The 18,243-nt window shown below is 59.4% G+C and carries 12 protein-coding genes; 5 read left to right on the top strand and 7 right to left on the bottom strand.

What is annotated here, in order from left to right:
- Positions 1 to 188: 188 nt before the first annotated feature.
- A complete protein-coding gene (locus tag AC1DNW_RS11910; protein WP_477852777.1) occupies positions 189 to 4,967 on the top strand; it encodes an NAD-glutamate dehydrogenase in 4,779 nt (1,592 codons plus the stop codon).
- A complete protein-coding gene (locus AC1DNW_RS11905) occupies positions 4,964 to 6,382 on the top strand; it encodes an MFS transporter (protein ID WP_113310232.1) in 1,419 nt (472 codons plus the stop codon). Before AC1DNW_RS11910 ends, AC1DNW_RS11905 begins: the two co-directional genes overlap by 4 nt.
- A 44-nt stretch (positions 6,383 to 6,426) precedes the next feature.
- On the opposite strand, the gene purH is transcribed toward AC1DNW_RS11905, so the two are convergent.
- The 4 genes from purH to htpX all read right to left on the bottom strand — a co-directional run bounded on the left by purH (position 6,427) and on the right by htpX (position 12,353).
- The gene (gene purH, locus AC1DNW_RS11900; protein ID WP_113310233.1) at positions 6,427 to 8,043 is read right to left on the bottom strand and encodes a bifunctional phosphoribosylaminoimidazolecarboxamide formyltransferase/IMP cyclohydrolase; all 1,617 of its coding nucleotides are present in this window, start codon (positions 8,041 to 8,043) and stop codon (positions 6,427 to 6,429) included.
- 195 nt (positions 8,044 to 8,238) lie between these two features.
- Positions 8,239 to 9,906, bottom strand: a complete 1,668-nt coding sequence (locus tag AC1DNW_RS11895) for a heparinase II/III domain-containing protein (protein ID WP_113310234.1) — start codon at positions 9,904 to 9,906, stop codon at positions 8,239 to 8,241.
- Positions 9,907 to 10,008: 102 nt separating this feature from the next.
- Positions 10,009 to 11,400: an RsmB/NOP family class I SAM-dependent RNA methyltransferase gene (locus tag AC1DNW_RS11890; protein WP_113300819.1), complete on the bottom strand. Its 1,392-nt coding sequence runs from the start codon at positions 11,398 to 11,400 to the stop codon at positions 10,009 to 10,011.
- Positions 11,391 to 12,353 carry a zinc metalloprotease HtpX gene (gene htpX, locus AC1DNW_RS11885; RefSeq protein WP_477852775.1) on the bottom strand — a complete coding sequence of 321 codons (963 nt, stop codon included), beginning with the start codon at positions 12,351 to 12,353 and terminating at the stop codon, positions 11,391 to 11,393. Before htpX ends, AC1DNW_RS11890 begins: the two co-directional genes overlap by 10 nt.
- A 111-nt stretch (positions 12,354 to 12,464) precedes the next feature.
- On the opposite strand from htpX, the gene AC1DNW_RS11880 reads away from it, so the two are divergent.
- Both AC1DNW_RS11880 and AC1DNW_RS11875 read left to right on the top strand, forming a co-directional pair.
- Positions 12,465 to 12,689: a DUF1674 domain-containing protein gene (locus AC1DNW_RS11880; RefSeq protein ID WP_113310236.1), complete on the top strand. Its 225-nt coding sequence runs from the start codon at positions 12,465 to 12,467 to the stop codon at positions 12,687 to 12,689.
- A gap of 48 nt (positions 12,690 to 12,737) precedes the next feature.
- A complete protein-coding gene (locus tag AC1DNW_RS11875) occupies positions 12,738 to 13,181 on the top strand; it encodes a thermonuclease family protein (RefSeq protein ID WP_113310237.1) in 444 nt (147 codons plus the stop codon).
- A gap of 31 nt (positions 13,182 to 13,212) precedes the next feature.
- Here the strand turns inward: AC1DNW_RS11875 and acs are convergent, their stop codons facing one another.
- Entirely contained in the window at positions 13,213 to 15,168 is a 1,956-nt protein-coding gene (gene acs, locus AC1DNW_RS11870) for an acetate--CoA ligase (RefSeq protein WP_477852773.1), read from the bottom strand.
- Between the two features lie 230 nt (positions 15,169 to 15,398).
- Between acs and AC1DNW_RS11865 the strand changes: the two genes are divergently transcribed.
- Positions 15,399 to 16,100: a DUF1013 domain-containing protein gene (locus AC1DNW_RS11865; protein ID WP_113300824.1), complete on the top strand. Its 702-nt coding sequence runs from the start codon at positions 15,399 to 15,401 to the stop codon at positions 16,098 to 16,100.
- A 71-nt stretch (positions 16,101 to 16,171) separates the two neighbouring features.
- On the opposite strand, the gene AC1DNW_RS11860 is transcribed toward AC1DNW_RS11865, so the two are convergent.
- The gene (locus AC1DNW_RS11860; protein ID WP_113300825.1) at positions 16,172 to 17,107 is read right to left on the bottom strand and encodes a flagellin N-terminal helical domain-containing protein; all 936 of its coding nucleotides are present in this window, start codon (positions 17,105 to 17,107) and stop codon (positions 16,172 to 16,174) included.
- A 416-nt stretch (positions 17,108 to 17,523) separates the two neighbouring features.
- The gene (locus AC1DNW_RS11855; protein WP_477852771.1) at positions 17,524 to 18,183 is read right to left on the bottom strand and encodes a YggS family pyridoxal phosphate-dependent enzyme; all 660 of its coding nucleotides are present in this window, start codon (positions 18,181 to 18,183) and stop codon (positions 17,524 to 17,526) included.
- Positions 18,184 to 18,243: the final 60 nt, after the last annotated feature.

Below are 18,243 nucleotides of genomic sequence, written 5' to 3'. Positions count from 1 at the left end.
CGGGTCGGAAAAGCCAGATAAGGACGCTTTGCAGTCCATCGGCACAAAACGACCCGAAAACTTTCGAAATCTCTCATCAGCACCGTCAAAAAAGAACGAAAACTACTTTTCGAAGCCCTCTTTTAAGGATTCTTTCGAAGAGCCTTCTGCTAACTTGCCCACATCAAAACAAATCGGGGGGATGATCCATGGCCGCCAGAAACAATCCGAAACGGGAAAAGCAGATCGAGAGCGCGCGCAAGATCGCCGCCGCGACCGGCGAGCCCCATCTCGATCCCGAATTCCTCTTTGGCCGCGCAAGCGGCGACGACCTCGACCTCTACACACCGGAAATGCTTGCCCTTTCCGCCGTGCACTCGGCAGCCGAGCTCACCGCCTGGAACGGCAAAACGCCGCGTGTCAGTATCGACACGGTCGCCGACGTCACCCCCGATGGCGTCGCAATCTCCATCCTTTCGGTGACCGATCACAACAAGCCCTTCCTCTACGAATCCGTCATGGGCGAGGTGACCAGCACCTACCGCGACATCTACATGGCAGTTCATCCGATCCTGATCCTGGAAGAAGACAAGGCCCCGGAACTCTATTCCGCCGATGTGCCGAGCGATCCGGCAAAGCGGGTGAGCCATATCCAGCTTCACATTTCGCCGCTCAGCCCCTCCCAGGCCGGCGACCTGATCAAGCGGATCAAGGCAGTGCTCGAGCAGGTAGAGCTTGCCGTTTCCGACTGGAAGCCGATGCTTGCCCGCGTCGATGAGGTGATTTCAGAGCTTTCGAATTACAGTGCCAGCCGCAAGAAAGCCGACCGCGACGAGGCGATCGCCTTCCTGACCTGGCTGCACGACGAGAACTTCACCTTCCTGGGCATGCGCGACTACGTCTATTCCGGCAAGGGTCCCGATTCCAAGGTCGAACGCGACAAGGGAACAGGCCTCGGCATACTCTCCAACCCCGAGGTTCTTGTTCTGCGCACCGGCAAGGACGCCGTGACGACGACACCCGAAATTCTCGCCTTCCTCGATGGTCCCGATTTCCTGATCGTCACCAAAGCCAACGTGAAATCCACGGTCCATCGCCGCGCCTACATGGATTATGTCGGCGTCAAACGCTTCGACGCACAGGGCAACGTAACGGGGGAACTCCGCATCGTCGGCCTGTTCACCTCGACTGCTTACACTTCCTCTGCCAGCGAAATTCCGTTGCTGCGGTCCAAGATCGAAAAGGTGAAGGAGCATTTCGGCTTCGACCCGATGAGCCACTCGGGCCGCATGCTCGACAACACCCTGGAATCCTATCCGCGTGACGATCTCTTTCAGATCGATACGCCGCTGCTCGCGACCTTTGCAGAGCAGATCAATGACCTCGCCGATCGCCCGCGCGTGCGGGTGCTGCCGCGCATCGACCATTTCGACCGTTTCGTCTCGGTCATCATCTTCGTACCGCGCGAGGAATATGACTCGATCGTGCGTGAACGCATCGGTGCCTATCTGAAAACCGTCTATGATGGCCGTGTTTCCGCCTATTATCCGGCCTTCCCGGAAGGCGGTGTGGCGCGCGTGCATTTCATCATCGGCCGCTCGGGCGGTAAGACGCCGCGCATCCATCAGGCCAAGCTCGAGGAGACGATCCGCCAGATCACCGCGCGCTGGGACAGCMGCTTCGAGATGCTCGCCGGCCCCAAGGCGCCGAAGCTCGGCGTCAGCAACGCTTTCCAGGAAGCCTTCACGCCGGATGAAGCGGTCGGCGATCTGCCCGACATCGCCGCATGCGCCGCCGGCGAGCCGATCCGCATCGAATTCTACTATCGCCAGGACGACGAACGCGGCCGTATCCTGTCGCTGAAGATCTTCCATAGCGGCGAGCAGCTGCCGCTGTCGCGCCGCGTGCCTCTACTCGAAAACCTCGGCTTCAACGTCCTTAGCGAACGGACCTTCGATATCGAAATTCCGGCCACCGACAGCGCCATCAACATCGTCGTGCTGCACGACATGGAACTCGAGGCTCGCAGCGGTGCGGACATTGACCTCGCACGTTTTGGCGCACCGCTCGAAGAAGCCTTCGTCGCAGCCTTCAGCGACACGATCGACAATGACAGCTTCAACCGGCTGATCCTGTCGGCCGCTCTCTCGGCCCGCGAGGTTAGTGTGCTGCGCGCCTATGCGCGCTATCTGCGCCAGGCCGGCATCGCCTATTCGCAGGATTATATCGCAACCACCCTCGACAAATATCCTGTTATCGCCGCTTCTATCTTCCGCCTGTTCCACGACACCCTCGATACGAAGCTGTCGGAAAAGGCGCGTATCAAAAAGCTCGCCGAACTGCATCGGGCAATCKAAGCCGAGCTTGCCGACGTGCCGAGCCTGGATGACGACCGTATCCTGCGCCGCTATGTCAATATCATCGATGCAACGCTGCGCACCAATTATTTCCAGCGCAATGCCGATGGGACACCGAAGGCGATGCTCGCCTTCAAGCTTGACCCGCACTTGGTGGATGGCCTGCCGGAACCGAAGCCCTTCCGCGAAATCTTCGTCTACGGCGTGGAAGTAGAAGGGGTGCACCTGCGCTTCGGCCGCGTCGCCCGTGGCGGCCTGCGCTGGTCGGACCGCGCCGAGGACTACCGCACCGAAGTTCTGGGTCTCGTGAAGGCGCAGCAGGTCAAGAACGCCGTAATCGTGCCCGTCGGCGCAAAAGGTGGTTTCTATCCCAAGAAACTCCCGGTCGGTGGCAGCCGCGATGAGATCTTCAATGCAGGCAGGGAAGCCTACAAGACCTATATCCGTACGCTGCTTTCCATCACTGACAACATTTCCGGCGCCGATATCCTCCCGCCTGATAATACGGTGCGTCTCGATGGCGATGACCCCTATTTCGTCGTCGCTGCCGACAAGGGTACGGCAACCTTTTCCGACACTGCCAATGCCCTTGCTCAGGAAGCGGGCTTCTGGCTGGACGACGCCTTCGCTTCGGGTGGTTCGGCCGGTTACGACCACAAGAAAATGGGCATCACTGCCCGTGGCGCCTGGGAAACGGTGAAGCGCCACTTCCGCGAAGTGGACATCGACATCCAGACCACGCCTTTTACCGTTTCCGGTGTTGGCGACATGTCGGGTGACGTTTTCGGCAACGGCATGCTGCTCTCGCCGAAGATCAGGCTGATCGCCGCTTTCGATCATCGCGACATCGTCATCGACCCCGACCCGGATATGGAAAAGACGCTTCGTGAGCGCCAGCGCCTCTTCAATCTTCCGCGCTCGAGCTGGCAGGACTTTGACAAGTCCGTGCTCTCGAAAGGCGCCATGATCATCTCGCGCTCGGCAAAGTCGGTTACGCTGACGTCGGAGGCTGTAGCGGCAATCGGCATCGACAAGGCGGTCGCCACGCCCTTCGAGATCATGACGGCGATCCTGAAGAGCCCGGTCGACCTGCTCTGGTTTGGCGGCATCGGCACTTACGTAAAGGCCGCGTCGGAAACCGATGCGGAAGTGGGTGACCGCGCCAACGATCCGATCCGCATTACGGCCGACGAAGTGCGCGCCAAGGTAATCGGCGAAGGCGCCAATCTGGGCGTCACGCAGAAGGGCCGCATTGCCTATGGCCTGAAGGGCGGACGCAGCAATTCCGATGCTATCGACAACTCCGCCGGCGTCAACACGTCGGACGTCGAGGTCAATATCAAGATCGCGCTGGCAAACGCCATGCATGAACAGCGTCTCAGCCGGGCAAAGCGCGACCAGCTTCTCGGCAGCATGACCGATGAAGTGGCCGGCCTCGTGCTGCGCAACAACTACCTGCAGTCCCTGGCGATCTCGCTGACATCCCGCAAGGGAACGGCAAACGGCCTGGAACTCGGCCGTTTCATGAGCGTGCTGGAAGCGGCCGGACAACTGAACCGCAAGGTCGAGACGCTTCCTGACGACGCCTCGTTGTCCGAACGTTACACGGCCGGACGGCCGCTGACGCGCCCCGAGATCGGCGTGCTGCTCTCCTATGCCAAGATCGTGCTCTTCGACGCGCTGATCGCCAGTGAATTGCCTGATGACCCTTATTTCGTCAGCACGCTCTTCAACTACTTCCCGGCCAAGATGCAGAAGTCGAACGCATCCGACATCGACACTCACCGGCTGAAGCGGGAAATCGTCGCGACTGTCCTCGCAAATGAGGCGATCAACCGCGGCGGGCCGGGCTTTGCCGTGAGCATGATTGATGCCACAGCGGCCTCTGCCTCTGAGGTCGTCCGCGCTGCTATCGTCGCCCGTGACGGCTTTGATCTCAACCGGCTATGGGCCGAAACCGACGCCTTGGACAACAAGGTTTCCGGCGAGGTCCAGAACCGGACTTACGAGGAAATCACCAATAGCTTCACCGTGCTGACGCGTCTGCTGCTGAAGACCGGCATGACCCGAGACGGTATGGCTGAAATCATTAGCCGGCTGCAGGCTGCCCTGAAAAAGCTCAAACCGGCCTTTGCGGAGCAAGCGGCAGCCGAAGTCTCAGCGCGCCAGCAGGAGTACCAACAGGCAGGCCTGCCGGAAAAACTGGCTGCAGAAATTGCAGCCCTGCCGACCCTCGCGCTCGTGCCGGAAATAATGCAGATCGCTGAACGGACCGGCGAGGCGCTACCGCGTGCAGCCGAAAACTACTTTGCCGTCACCCGGACCTTCCGCGTCGGCCGGCTGCTTGCTGCGGGCAACCGCATCATTACGTCGGACCACTATGAAAACCTCGCGCTTGCCCGCAGCATCGACCAGATCGCCAGCGCCCGTCGCGATATCGTGATCTCTGCGCTTTCCGATCACGGCAAGGAAAAGCAGCCAGTGCAGGCCTGGCATGCGCAGGACAGGGTGCGCATCAACCGCATCGTCGAGGAGCTTGCGAGCCTCAGTGATGGCGCCGATCCGAATCTTGCACGCATCACTGTTGCCGCAGGCATCCTGACCGATCTTGCGCGCGACCGGGCGAGATGAGACAGTCCGCCCCAAAAAGGAGCGGACGCTTGAATCGCATTGACTGGACAGGAACGCAGCCGCCGAAAGCCACGGAGAAGGGCATATGGGGCTGGATGCTCTTCGATTGGGCGGCCCAGCCTTTCTTCACCGTGGTGACTACCTTCATTTTCGGTCCCTACTTCGTCTCGCGGCTGACGACCGATCCGGTCGCCGCCCAGACGATGTGGAGCAATATGGCGACGATCTCCTCTGTTATCATCGCCATCCTGTCTCCGGTATTGGGCTCCATTGCCGACCAGTCCGGCGCACGCAAACCCTGGATCGCCTTCTTCGCCGTCATCAAGATCGTGAGCCTCTGCTGCCTCTGGTTTGCGGCKCCCGGTTCGCCGATCATATATCCCGTCATCTTCATGATCCTCGCCTCGATTTCGGCGGAGTTTTCGATCGTCTTCAACGATTCCATGATGCCCCGCCTTGTCAGCAAGGATGAGGTGGGCAGGCTTTCCAACACCGCCTGGGGTCTCGGCTATCTCGGCGGCATGATTGTGCTGATCGCTGTCGTGGCACTGCTGGCCGGCAGCCTTGAAGGCGGCAAGACCATTCTGGGTCTCGATCCTCTCTTCGGTCTCGATCCTCACACTGGCGAAGACGCACGCATCACCGGGCCGATCTCAGCCGTCTGGTATCTGATCTTCATCCTGCCGATGTTTTTCTTCACGCCGGATGCCCGCAAAGGCCTGCCTTTCGGCTTCGCCGTGCGCTTCGGCGTCAAGGAATTGCGCAATACGCTCGGTGAGCTGAAGACACGCCGCAGTATCCGGACTTTCCTCATCGCCCGAATGATCTATCAGGATGGCGTCAACGGCCTGCTGATCCTCGGCGGCGCCTTCGCGGCAGGCATGTTCGGCTGGGCGACGATCGAGATCGGCATCTACGGCATCGTCCTCAACATCGTCGCGATCCTCGGCTGCCTGATTGCGGGTCGCATCGACAAGAGCATCGGCTCGAAGACGACCGTCATCATCAGCCTCACTATGCTGTTGCTGGCCACGATCGGCATCATCTCCACCGGCCCCGGCTACACCTTCTTCGGATTGATGCCGCTTTCAGCTGCCGATAGTGGCGGGCTATTCGGCACGGCTGCGGAAAAGGCCTACATCCTCTACGGCCTGCTGATCGGCCTTGCCTTTGGACCGGTGCAGGCCTCGTCGCGCTCCTATCTGGCCCGCAGCGTCAGCATCGAGGAAGCCGGCCGCTATTTCGGCATCTATGCTCTCTCCGGCCGCGCCACAAGCTTCATGGCGACGCTGCTGTTTTCGATCGTGACTTATTTGACCGGATCAGCGCATCTCGGCATGTCGACGCTGATCCTGTTCCTGGCCGGCGGCCTGGTGCTGCTGGTCCGGACACCTTATCCGGCGGACCGCGCCTAGGGGATTCYCCGGCCGCGAGGCCGGGGTGTATCAGCTACTTCGCTTCAGTGGCGGAAATGGCGCATGCCGGTAAAGACCATCGCGACATTGTGTTCGTTTGCTGCATCGATGACTTCCTGGTCGCGCATCGAGCCGCCCGGCTGGATTACGGCGGTGGCGCCGGCGGCAATCATCGACAGCAGGCCATCAGCGAAAGGCAGGAAAGCCTCGGAGGCGACGGCCGAACCATGCGTCATCGGAACGGCGAGGCCGAGCGCCTTGGCCGCTTCCTCAGCTTTGAGCGCCGCGATGCGGGCGGAATCGACGCGGCTCATCTGACCGGCGCCGATACCTGCCGTCTGGCCGCCCTTGGCATAGACCACGGCATTCGACTTCACATGCTTGCCGACCTTGAAGGCGAACTTCATGTCTTCGAGCTCCTGGGCAGTCGGGGCACGTTTGGTGACGATTTTCAGTTCCAGATCCTCGACCATGCCGTTGTCGCGGCTCTGGACGAGCAGGCCGCCGGAAACGGTCTTGGCAGTGATGCCGGCCGCACGCGCATCCGGCAGGCCGCCGGCCGAGAGCAGGCGCAGGTTCGGCTTGCGGGCGACGATCGCCTTGGCTTCCTCGGTGACGTCAGGGGCGATGATGACCTCAGTGAAGAGCTTGATGATTTCTTCAGCCGTCGCTGCATCGAGCGTCTGGTTCAGCGCGATGATGCCGCCGAAAGCGGAAACGGAATCGCAGGCAAGCGCACGCTTGTAGGCTTCCAGAAGCGTCGAACCGGTCGCGACACCACAGGGGTTGGCGTGCTTGATGATGGCACAGGCCGGCGACTTCTCCGGCAGGAACTCGGCAACGAGCTCATAGGCCGCATCGGTATCGTTGATGTTGTTATAAGAAAGCTGCTTGCCCTGCAGCAGGGCAGCTGTCGAAACGCCCGGACGCTTTTCGCCCGTCACGTAGAAGGCGGCCTTCTGGTGCGGGTTTTCACCGTAGCGCATTTCTTCCTTCAGGACCCCACCAATGGTGCGGTGGCGCGGCGTATCAATGGAAAGCGCTTCGGCAAACCAGTTGGAGATGACAGCGTCATAGGCAGCGGTGCGGGCATAGGCTTTGGCCGCCATGCGCTGACGGAAGGCATAGACCGTCTTGCCGGCATCGGCCGACAGTTGCTCGGTCAACTCGGCATAGTCTGCCGGGTCGGTAATGACGGTGACATAGGCATGGTTTTTCGCCGAAGCGCGGATCATTGCAGGGCCGCCGATATCGATATTCTCCACCGTCGTCGGATAGTCACCGCCAGCCGCACGCACATCCTCGAAAGGATAGAGATTGACGACCAACAGGTCGATGCCGTCGATCCCATGGGTCTTCATGGCTTCCTGGTGTTCGGCATCGTCGCGGATCGCCAAGAGGCCTCCATGCACCTTGGGATGCAGGGTCTTCACGCGGCCATCCATGATTTCCGGAAACTGCGTCACTTCGGAAACATCGGTCACGGCAAGACCTTCTGCCGCGATAGCCTTGTAGGTGCCGCCGGTCGACAGCAGGCGCACGCCACGCACCGAAAGCGCGCGGGCAAGTTCGATGATGCCGGCCTTGTCGAAGACAGAGAGCAGCGCGGTCTTGATCTCGACCTTGTCAGGGGCAGGGATTTTCTTGGAAATGACGGCCATGAACCTTCTCCGTTCGGGCTTCGCGGGAGACATCCGGGCAAGGGATGTTTGATGAGGCCGCGTTAGCACAGCTTGGAGCCGGCGCAAACAGTCACCAAGCAATTCCAGCAAAACTGTGTAGCGGTTTTGCGTATGGAATTGCATGAAGACAAAGAGATAGACGATTTCCGTAATTCAAAGAAAAACAGAAATGCTCTATCCCTTGCGCGATAAAAACCAGCGAATTTCGGGTTTCTCCGCCAGATCGAAGTCTATCTCGATCTGGTCCGAGCTGCTGATGCCGGCGCTATCGGCGAAGAAGATATCTTCCGCGATCAGCACTTCATTGCCAGGAGAGGAAAACAGCCAGCTTTCGCCATCCGGCGCCGTCAGCAGCACCGATTCCGTATCGTTCTGCCGCGGCACGATGGCGGGGTGGATGTGGAAGCGGGCAACCGCCCGCAGCGGACCTTCGCTGTGATACCGGTCATCAGCTACGAAGCGGTCCATGCCGGTCACGATGGAACCGGCGGCATTCAGTGTCAGCTCCCGCTCATGAACGACGCCGAAAACATCGAGATAGCCGTCATGGCTAGCCTTGATGCCTTCACGGCCATCCTCGGTTTCCACGCGCGCGGCGATGACCGTTTCCACCGGCTCCGTCATCATATGGGCCAAAAAGGCCGAGGGAGAAAACCGGCTCGAGGACGTATCGTTCAGAACCACGGTGGAATGGGCGGCTGTGGTGCGGGCCATCTGGACATAGCGCTGGCCGGCAAATTTTGGCGATCCTGAATTGACGATGAAACGGTAGCGACCGGAGGACATTTCAAAGGAGAGACTGCCTGCGTGGGCTGTTCTGAAGCAGCCGGGCGAGGGCGGTCCGGTATCGGCGATGATCACTGTCTTGCCGGCCGCAAGCCGCTGGTAACGTGAATGCGGCAGCGCTTTGAAAGGTTGGCCCGCGGTCTCGTCATATCGCAGCACGGACATCAGTTCGTCCGCCAGCGTCGAGGTGGCGCCGTTGAAAAGCGACAGATCGCCGTCCTGATGCCGGAAGAAGCGCAGGGCAGGATACATGCGGTCGATGCCCGAAATCAGCTTCTGCGGCAGATCGTGGCCGAGATTGACATAGGTCTGCCGGAGCGGCAGCAGGTCAAGCAACAGTTCCAGCCCGATGCGCGGGTTGCGGGAGATATGACCTCCGTCAGGCAGAATCTGGTTATCGAATTCGCGGTCGAGTGCTTGAGCTGCCCGCCGCACTGTCGAGGCACGCACCGGCATGGCGACAGAGGCCGTCGCGAGCGCGATGCGGAGCCGGAAGCGGACTTCACCAGTCGAATAGGGCGCCATGCGGCGCAGATAACCGATATGAAAGGCGAGCGACTTCATGAAGCGGCGATAGAAACCACGATCGGCATTCTGCAGGACGACCGGAGAGTGCGCCAGCCAGGCAATGACGCGCTGCGAGACGACGTCGGTTTCCCATGCGATGCCTTCGATGCGGCCCCCATGGATCGAGAGCCAACTATCGACGATCACGCGGGCAACAGCCGAACCGCGCTCGCTCTTGTTGGCTCGCATATGCCGCAGCCAGCCGAAGCTATGGAGCCTGACCGCGAAAGCGCGCGACGGAAGCGTCAGCGTGAAGGGGGACTTCCCGCCGGTTTCCAACATACGCCCGGCAAGCGGAAACCGGCCATCCATGATTTCTTCGGCAACGTGTGAATCGACGCCTCTCAGATCCGTCGGCGCGACGATCAGGCGTTCCGGCGCAGATATGGCATGGCGGAAGAAACGCAAGCGCAGAAGTGCGGCACGGCGCGTACCGCGCCGCCAAGCTTCMCGAACATACATGCTCGCAAGACGCCGACCGGACTGCATATCAATTGTCTATTGACCCTCGTGGTTAAGAATAGATGAATCAAAAGCGATTTCACCAGCCACGATGTATTATTTTGTGATGAAATAAGAATATAATAGCATTCAGATGCGTCTGAGCACCGCCGCGTAGAAGCCGTCCAGGCCCGACGCAAAACCATCAGGCATATCCAGCATTGTAGGGAGCGTGCGGAACTCGCCCGCCGGTGTAATGGCCTGGCGCATATCAGGCCATTTTCCGGCATCGATCGGAACACGTTCAACGCCGTTCACATCTTCGAGAACGCGCGCCACGACCTCCTCGCCTTCCTGCGGATCAAGCGAGCAATTGGAGAAGACGAGCAATCCGCCGGGGTTCAGCAACGTTACCGCATGGCGCAGGAGACGTTCCTGCAGCGCAGCCAGCTTGGTGATATCCTCGGCCCCTTTCGTCCAGAGCACATCGGGATGCCGGCGGGTCGTGCCCGTCGATGAGCAGGGCGCGTCGAGAAGGATCGCGTCGAAACGCTCGGACGGTTCAAATTTTGTAAGATCCACCGCAATCGTTTCCGCTTCGAGGCCAAGCCGTTCCAGATTGGAGCGCAAACGCTTCAATCGGTTTTCCGATTGGTCGATTGCCGTCACTCTGCCGCCGGCAAGGATGAGCTGGGCGGTCTTGCCGCCCGGCGCAGCGCAGAGATCGGCAACCCGTTTGCCGGTGAGATCCCCGAAGAGCTTTGCAGGGATGCAGGCAGCGGCATCCTGAACCCACCATTCGCCATCTTCAAAACCGGCGAGCGAAGGAATGCTGCCTTCGAAAGCGGCAAGTCGCACGCCGCCGGTCGGAAGAACGACGCCATTCAGCCGTTCCGCCCAGCCAGCAGCATCGGATTTCACGGTGAGATCGATGGCAGCGGGCTCGAGCTGCGATTCGGAAATGGCAAGCGCCGCTTCTCGCCCATAGGCCTTGGTGAGCCGCTCGATAAACCAGGATGGCATCGGCGGAATGTCTGCAATCTCCGCAAGGATTTGCTCCTTCTCGCGGCCGAGACGGCGCAGGATCGCATTGACGAGCTTGGCGAAACGGCGGTTACGCGGATCCTGATTGGCCTGTTCGACCGCAAGGTCGACGGCCGAATGATCGGGAACGTCGAGATAGAGAATCTGCGCAGCACCGACGGCAAGCACATGATGCAAAGCGCGCGCACCTTCTGGCAGCGGCGTTTCGAGCAGCGAAGCAATGGCCGCATCGATGCGCGGCAGATGCCTGAGTGTGGTGTTCAGAATGGCGCGCACCAGCGCACGATCGCTTTCAATGAGCGCCTTGTAAGCMGGATTTCCATGTTCGTGATCCAGCGCTCCATCGAGCGGCAATTTCTTGTCGACTACGGCGGCAAGGATCTTGGCGGCAGTGGCCCGCGCCGGCAGGCCGGGTTTTACCGGCGCCGACGCCGAGCGTTCTGCGGAAGGTTTATGTTTGTGAGCTGGCTTCTTCTTGCCGTCTGAATTCAAGACCACGGACCCTTCGGTGGTTGCGAGTCACCGCCGCCGGAACMCGTATTCGGAACCGACCGCGATTTGCGTGTCGGATTAGCAGCGCGAACCGGCGGCGTCGAGACGTCGAAGCCTCCCTGCGCCATTTCCTGCAGGGCGGCGATACGATTTTCAGTGTTCGGATGGGTCGAGAACAGGTTGTCCATGCGCTCGCCGGAAAGCGGATTGATGATGAACATGTGTGCGGTGGCCGGATTGCGCTCCGCATCATAGTTCGGCACATGTGCCGCCCCGCGGGCGATCTTCCCGAGCGCGGAAGCCAGCCACAGCGGGTTGCCGCAGATTTCAGCGCCGCGCCTGTCCGCCGAATATTCACGCGTCCGGCTGATCGCCATCTGCACCAGCATGGCGGCAAGCGGTGCAACGATCATCGCGACGAGTACGCCGACGAAGCCCAGGGGATTGTTGTTGTTTTCGCGATTGCCTCCAAAGAAGAAGGCGAAATTACCGAGCATCGAGATCGCGCCGGCAAGCGTGGCGGTGATCGTCATGGTCAGCGTATCGCGGTTCTGGACGTGGGCGAGCTCATGCGCCATCACGCCCGCAACCTCTTGCGGGGAGAGGGCCGAGAGCAGGCCAGTCGAAGCGGCAACTGCGGCATTCTCCGGATTGCGGCCTGTCGCAAAGGCATTCGGCTGAGGGCTGTCATAGAGATAAACCTTCGGCATTGGCAGGCCGGCATTACGGGCGAGATCGCGCACGATACGGTAGAATTCCGGGGCGTTGCACTCATCGACCTCCTGAGCCCGATAGGCCGACAACACCATCCGGTCGGCATTCCAGTAGGAGAAGAAATTCATGCCTGCAGCGATGAGAAAGGCGATCATCATGCCGCCTCGGCCACCGATCAAAAAGCCTACAAACATGAAAAGCGCCGTCATGAAGGCAAGCAACATGGCAGTACGCACGAGGTTCATCAGAGGTCTCCATCTCCTTGATTGCGGCGCGCTGCTTTAAATCCTGCCGCCGACGCACTATGATTTGGTTATTCGCCAGCCATTTTCAATATTTTCAGGCGGGAGTGCAGCATGCAGACGGCCGATAACGATAATGTGGAAACCCCGGCGCCTGAAGGTTCCGAACCGCCGCGTAAGATGCTTTCTCCTCCTGCCCGACGGGCCCTGGCCGAGGCCGAAGAACGCCGCAAGAATGCTAAGCTTGCCGAACTGCCGCCGGAGATCGGTGGACGGGGAGGCGCGGAACCCTCACGTTTCGGCGACTATGAAATCAACGGGCGCGCAATCGACTTCTAAGTAAATATTCCTATTGACTTCKCGGCATGAACGGAATTTATTCCTTTCATGTGCAAGTTAATTCCGATTCTTCTACTGTTTATTGGCGCCGTGCCGGCTTTCGCCGCGCGGGATGAGATCGACGGGCCGGTTTCGGCTAGGATTATCCGGATCGTCGATGGAGACACGCTGCTGGTCGCTGCAACGCCCTGGCCACAGCAGACGATGGAAGTCTACGTCCGCATCCGCGGCATCGACGCGCCCGAAATGCATTCTAAATGCCCTGAGATCAGAAAAGCTGGCATCGACGCGCACCATGCTCTGGAAGAAATGACATCAGGCATCGCCGACATCAAATTGACCGAGATCAGCGGCGACAAATATTTCGGACGTATCCTCGCCAATGTCACATTGATGGACGGGCGCAACCCCGCACAGGACCTGCTGACGGAAGGGTTGGTCCGCGCCTATGATGGCGGTCGTAAACCGCAGCTTGCCTGCGCGGAAGAATAAGGCCGCTCCGTTTCCGAAGCGGCCCTCTAACTCAGGCGGTGGCCTTGTTCTGCCGGTTGGCGATCAGGTCTTCGACGACAGCCGGATCGGCGAGCGTCGATGTATCGCCAAGCGAGCCGAAATCATCCTCGGCGATCTTGCGCAGGATACGCCGCATGATCTTGCCCGAACGGGTCTTCGGCAGCCCCGGCGCGAACTGAATCTTGTCGGGCGCTGCGATCGGGCCGATTTCCGCGCGCACATGTTTGACGAGCTGCTGGCGCAGTTCATCCGTGCCCTCATTGCCGGCCATCAGCGTAACATAACAATAGATGCCCTGGCCCTTGATCGGGTGCGGATAGCCGACGACGGCGGCCTCCGAGACGAGATTATGCGAGACGAGGGCGGATTCGACTTCCGCCGTACCCAGGCGATGGCCGGAAACGTTCAGAACGTCATCGACGCGGCCGGTGATCCAATAATATCCGTCCTCGTCGCGGCGGCAGCCATCACCCGTGAAATACTTGCCCTTATAGGTGGAGAAGTAGGTCTGGATGAAACGCTCGTGGTCGCCGTAAACCGTACGCATCTGGCCCGGCCAGCTATCGGTAATGCAGAGATTGCCGTCAGCCGCACCTTCGAGCACCTTGCCCTCATTATCGACAAGCTGTGGCTTGACGCCGAAGAAGGGCTTCGTGGCCGAACCGGGCTTCAGGTCGGTGGCGCCCGGCAGCGGCGTGATCATGTGGCCACCGGTTTCCGTTTGCCACCAGGTATCGATGACTGGGGATCGCTTGTCCCCAACGACATTATAATACCATTCCCAGGCTTCCGGATTGATCGGCTCGCCGACGGTGCCGAGCAGGCGAAGGCTCTCGCGCGAAGAGCGAGTGACGAAGTGGTCGCYGGCGCCCATGAGCGAGCGGATCGCCGTCGGTGCCGTGTAGAAGATATTGACCTTATGCTTGTCGATGATTTCCCAGAAGCGGCCTTGATCCGGAAAGTTAGGCACACCTTCGAACATCAGCGTGGTGGCACAGTTCGCGAGCGGTCCATAGACGATATAGGAGTGACCTGTCACCCAGCCGACGTCGGCCGTGCACCAGTAGATATCGCCGGGATGGTAGTCGAAGACATATTCATGGGTCATTGCCGCATAGACGAGATAACCACCCGTCGTGTGCAGGACACCCTTCGGCTTACCCGTCGAGCCCGAGGTATAGAGGATGAAGAGCGGATCTTCCGCCTTCATCTTCACCGGCGGGCATTCGGCTTTCACCGTGGCGATTTCCTGATGGTGCCAGAGGTCGCGACCCGGCGCCCAACCCGTTTTGCCGCCGGTACGGCGCACGACGAGGACCTTGCTGACCGTCACATGCTGGCGGGCTGCTATGTGGATGGCGGTATCCGTATTGTCTTTCAGCGGGACCGGCTTGCCGCCGCGAATGCCTTCGTCGCAGGTGATGACGAAAGTAGACTCGCAGTCGACGATACGCCCCGCAAGCGCTTCCGGCGAGAAGCCGCCGAAGACGACGGAATGGACCGCGCCGATGCGGGCGCAGGCGAGCATCGCATAGGCCGCTTCCGGGATCATCGGCATATAGATGGTGACCCGATCACCCTTCTTGACGCCATGCTTCTTCAGCACGTTCGCCATGCGGCAGACGTGCTCGTAAAGCTCGTTATAGGTGATCTTCTTGTCGATATAGGGGTTGTCGCCCTCGAAAATGATGGCAGTTTGATTGCCGTTCGTCTTCAGGTGACGGTCGATACAGTTGTAGGAAACATTGGTCTGGCCGTCTTCGAACCATTTGATCGAGACCTTGCCGGTGAAGGATGTGTTCTTGACCTTGGTATAAGGCTTGAACCAGTCGATCCGCTTGCCGTGTTTGCCCCAGAACTTGTCGGGGTTTTCAATGCTTTCCTCGTACCATTGCTCGTACTTGGCCTGATCGATCAGCGCACGGGTCTTTACCGGTTTGGAAACCGGATAGATCTTCTCCGACATGGGAACTCCTCCTCACAAGGCTATGCGACGGCCGATCGTTTCGAAGCGGCCGGGACTCGAATTGCGCAATTCATATCAGGTAGTCTGATGACGGCAATTAGACAAAGGTCATTTCATTTCTGAAGAATTGCAATTCTGCGACAGTGCGGTTATATAGCGCCATATTTCCCGGACATTGTGGTGACAATCCACGGACCGCGACCGGCGCGGACGATAGAAGGACTATATCCATGGCTCAACAGCTGCTCATGCCGAAGGCGACTGCCATCTGGCTCGTCGACAATACAGCCCTGTCTTTCGACCAGATCGCTCAGTTCTGCAAACTGCATCCGCTCGAAGTCAAGGCGATTGCCGATGGCGAAGCCGCGCAGGGCATCAAGGGCCTCGACCCGATCGCCACCGGCCAGCTTTCCCGCGATGAGATTGCCCGCGCCGAAGGCAACCCGAACTACAAGCTGAAGCTTTCCGAACCGAAGGTCCGCGTGCCGGAATCCAAGCGCCGTGGCCCGCGCTATACGCCGGTTTCCAAGCGTCAGGACCGCCCGAACGCCATTCTCTGGCTGGTTCGCAACCATCCGGAACTGAAGGATGCCCAGATCTCGCGTCTCGTCGGCACCACCAAGTCGACGATTGAGCAGATCCGCGAGCGCACCCATTGGAATTCGGCAAACCTGGCCCCGATGGATCCCGTCACGCTCGGCCTCTGCAGCCAGATCGATCTCGACATGGAGGTGGAAAAGGCGTCCAAGGGCCGTCCGCTGCCGACAGCTGCCGAACTCGGAGCAACGCTGCAATCCGCTCAGGAAACCGAGCGTCTGACGCCGAGCTACGAGCGTGAGGAAGAAAAGGAAATCGACGCCGATGCCGTCTTCCGCAAGCTGAGCTCGCTGCGCTCGGCCCCCAAGGATGAGGACGAAGACGACCAGTTCTGAGATCGTCTGCTCCCGAAACGAATAAACCCCGCCACTGGCGGGGTTTTTTGTTGCCTTTCTCCTGCGCGCTGTTAGCTGCGGAAGAGCGAGAGAATGTTCTGTGCCGAGGAATTGGCGATCGAGAGTGACTGGATCGCAAGCTGCTGTTGCGTCTGCAGGGCGGAGAGCTTGGACGACTCTTCTTCCATGTCGGCGTCGACGAGGCGACCGACACCGGAGTCGATCGAGTCACCCAGAGCGCTGACGAAGGTTTCCTGCAACTGAATTCGGGTCGAAATCGAGCCGAGCTGCGAGCCCGCATTCGTCATGGCCTGAAGCACGAGTTCGACGCCGGAAAGCGCTCCATCGAGCTGGCCCTGAGTGAAGGTGGTGATGTCGAGTGCGTAAATCGACGGCATGACGATGGTGACGTTACCATAGGTGCCGTTGAATGCGGTGCCGATAATGCCGCTGGTCGTCTGGATCGTTCCGTTGCTGTTCATGCCGAACAGCACGTTACCGAGCGTACCTGCATTGAGAACATAGTCCGTCATCTTGACCGAAACGGCATTGGAACCGTCACGGACGAAGGAGGAGACGACGCTCTTTGTGCCCGAAGCGCCGGCAACCCAGTTTTCACCGGAGAAGGAGGCCGACTGAGCAATGCTCACCAGCTGTTCCTGCAGCTGGTCGATTTCTTCCTGGATCTTGGTCTTGTCGACGCCCTTTTCTGTAGCGGCGACGATCTTGGACTTGATTTCGCTGACGACGTCGATGGCGTTGTCCATGGCGGTGTAGGCCGTATCGACCTTGGCAGCGCCGAGGCCGAGGGCGTCGGAAACGGCCGAGAGGGCCTTGTTGTCCGAACGCATGGTCGTCGCGATGGACCAATAGGCAGCGTTGTCAGCAGCTTTGTCGATGCGATAGCCCGAGGAGACTCGGCCCTGGGTATCCTTGAGGCTGTCATTTACGCCGCGCAAGGTCTGCAGCGCTGCCATAGCAGCGTTGTTGGTAAGGATGCTTGTCATGTTCCGTTTTCCGCAATCAAAGTGAAAGGGGTCATCCGGACGAGTCCGGTAACGGCGACGCTTCATGCAAAACCCGAGAGAGCCGGGTCATTGCCGTTAACGAATGGTTGCGCCCAACATAGTTAATAATTCCTCAATTAGCTTTGCGGAAAATTTAATTTAAGCTCTCGTTAGGGCTTGCGGCAGCGCTCGACGAACTTTGGAAAAGCCAAGAGGATCGACAAAAATTACGCAATGATTTAAGTAGCTTATGGGATTTTTGCGACCGTCGCGTGATAGCGCGTTAACCAGGGAAACCACCGGCTTAAACTTTTTTCATATTAATGAATATTATCGCTTTCCAAACAACGGCCGCTGGATACCCCATCCCAATCATGAGTGATCCTCTGATTCGAAGAGCGTATTTCCGCTATTCGTTAACGTGCTCCGAAAATCGCCGAGCCGACGCGCACGCTGGTGGCGCCGAACGCGATGGCAGTTTCGTAATCGCCGGACATGCCCATCGAAAGCTTTTTCACGCCACTTTTTTCGGCAAGCTTGGTGAGCAAGGCGAAATGCGGGCCGGGATTCTCTTCCGCCGGCGGAATACACATCAGCCCCTCGATGATAAGACCGAGCTCATCGCGACAGAAGTTTACGAAAGTCGCTGTATCCTCTGGTACTATGCCGGCCTTCTGTGGCTCCAGGCCGGTATTGACCTGTACATAGAGACGCAGCGCCTTGCCCTGCCGCTTCATTTCCTCGGCAATGGCACGCGCAATCTTCTCACGGTCAATGGTCTCGATGACGTCGAAGAGCGCGACCGCTTCGGCAGCCTTGTTGGACTGAAGCGGGCCGATGAGGTGCAGCTCGATGCCGGGCGTTTCCGCCTTCAGCTCCKGCCATTTTCCCTGGCTTTCCTGAACACGGTTTTCTCCGAAGATGCGCTGGMCGGCTTCGATTGCCAGGCGAATGGTGTCTGCCTCGAAGGTCTTAGATACTGCCACGAGCTGCACTGTGTGCGCCTGACGACCCGCATCCCGCTCCGCAGCACCGACCTTAGACCATACTTCGTTCAATCGCTCTTGAAGTTCCATCGCTTTGTCCCGACATCAGGCTAAATCCATCGGCATGCACTACTGGGCTGCCGTAGCCTT

Source organism: Rhizobium sp. 05L429, assembly GCF_056397645.1.
This window is presented reverse-complemented; position numbering and strand designations above follow the sequence as displayed.

What these genes read in the sequence shown, in the direction of transcription:
- AC1DNW_RS11860 (WP_113300825.1), bottom strand. Translation starts at nt 17,107, where the DNA reads ATGACAAGCATCCTTACCAACAACGCTGCTATGGCAGCGCTGCAGACC.
- AC1DNW_RS11875 (WP_113310237.1), top strand. Translation starts at nt 12,738, where the DNA reads ATGTGCAAGTTAATTCCGATTCTTCTACTGTTTATTGGCGCCGTGCCG.
- purH (WP_113310233.1), bottom strand. Translation starts at nt 8,043, where the DNA reads ATGGCCGTCATTTCCAAGAAAATCCCTGCCCCTGACAAGGTCGAGATC.
- AC1DNW_RS11865 (WP_113300824.1), top strand. Translation starts at nt 15,399, where the DNA reads ATGGCTCAACAGCTGCTCATGCCGAAGGCGACTGCCATCTGGCTCGTC.
- AC1DNW_RS11880 (WP_113310236.1), top strand. Translation starts at nt 12,465, where the DNA reads ATGCAGACGGCCGATAACGATAATGTGGAAACCCCGGCGCCTGAAGGT.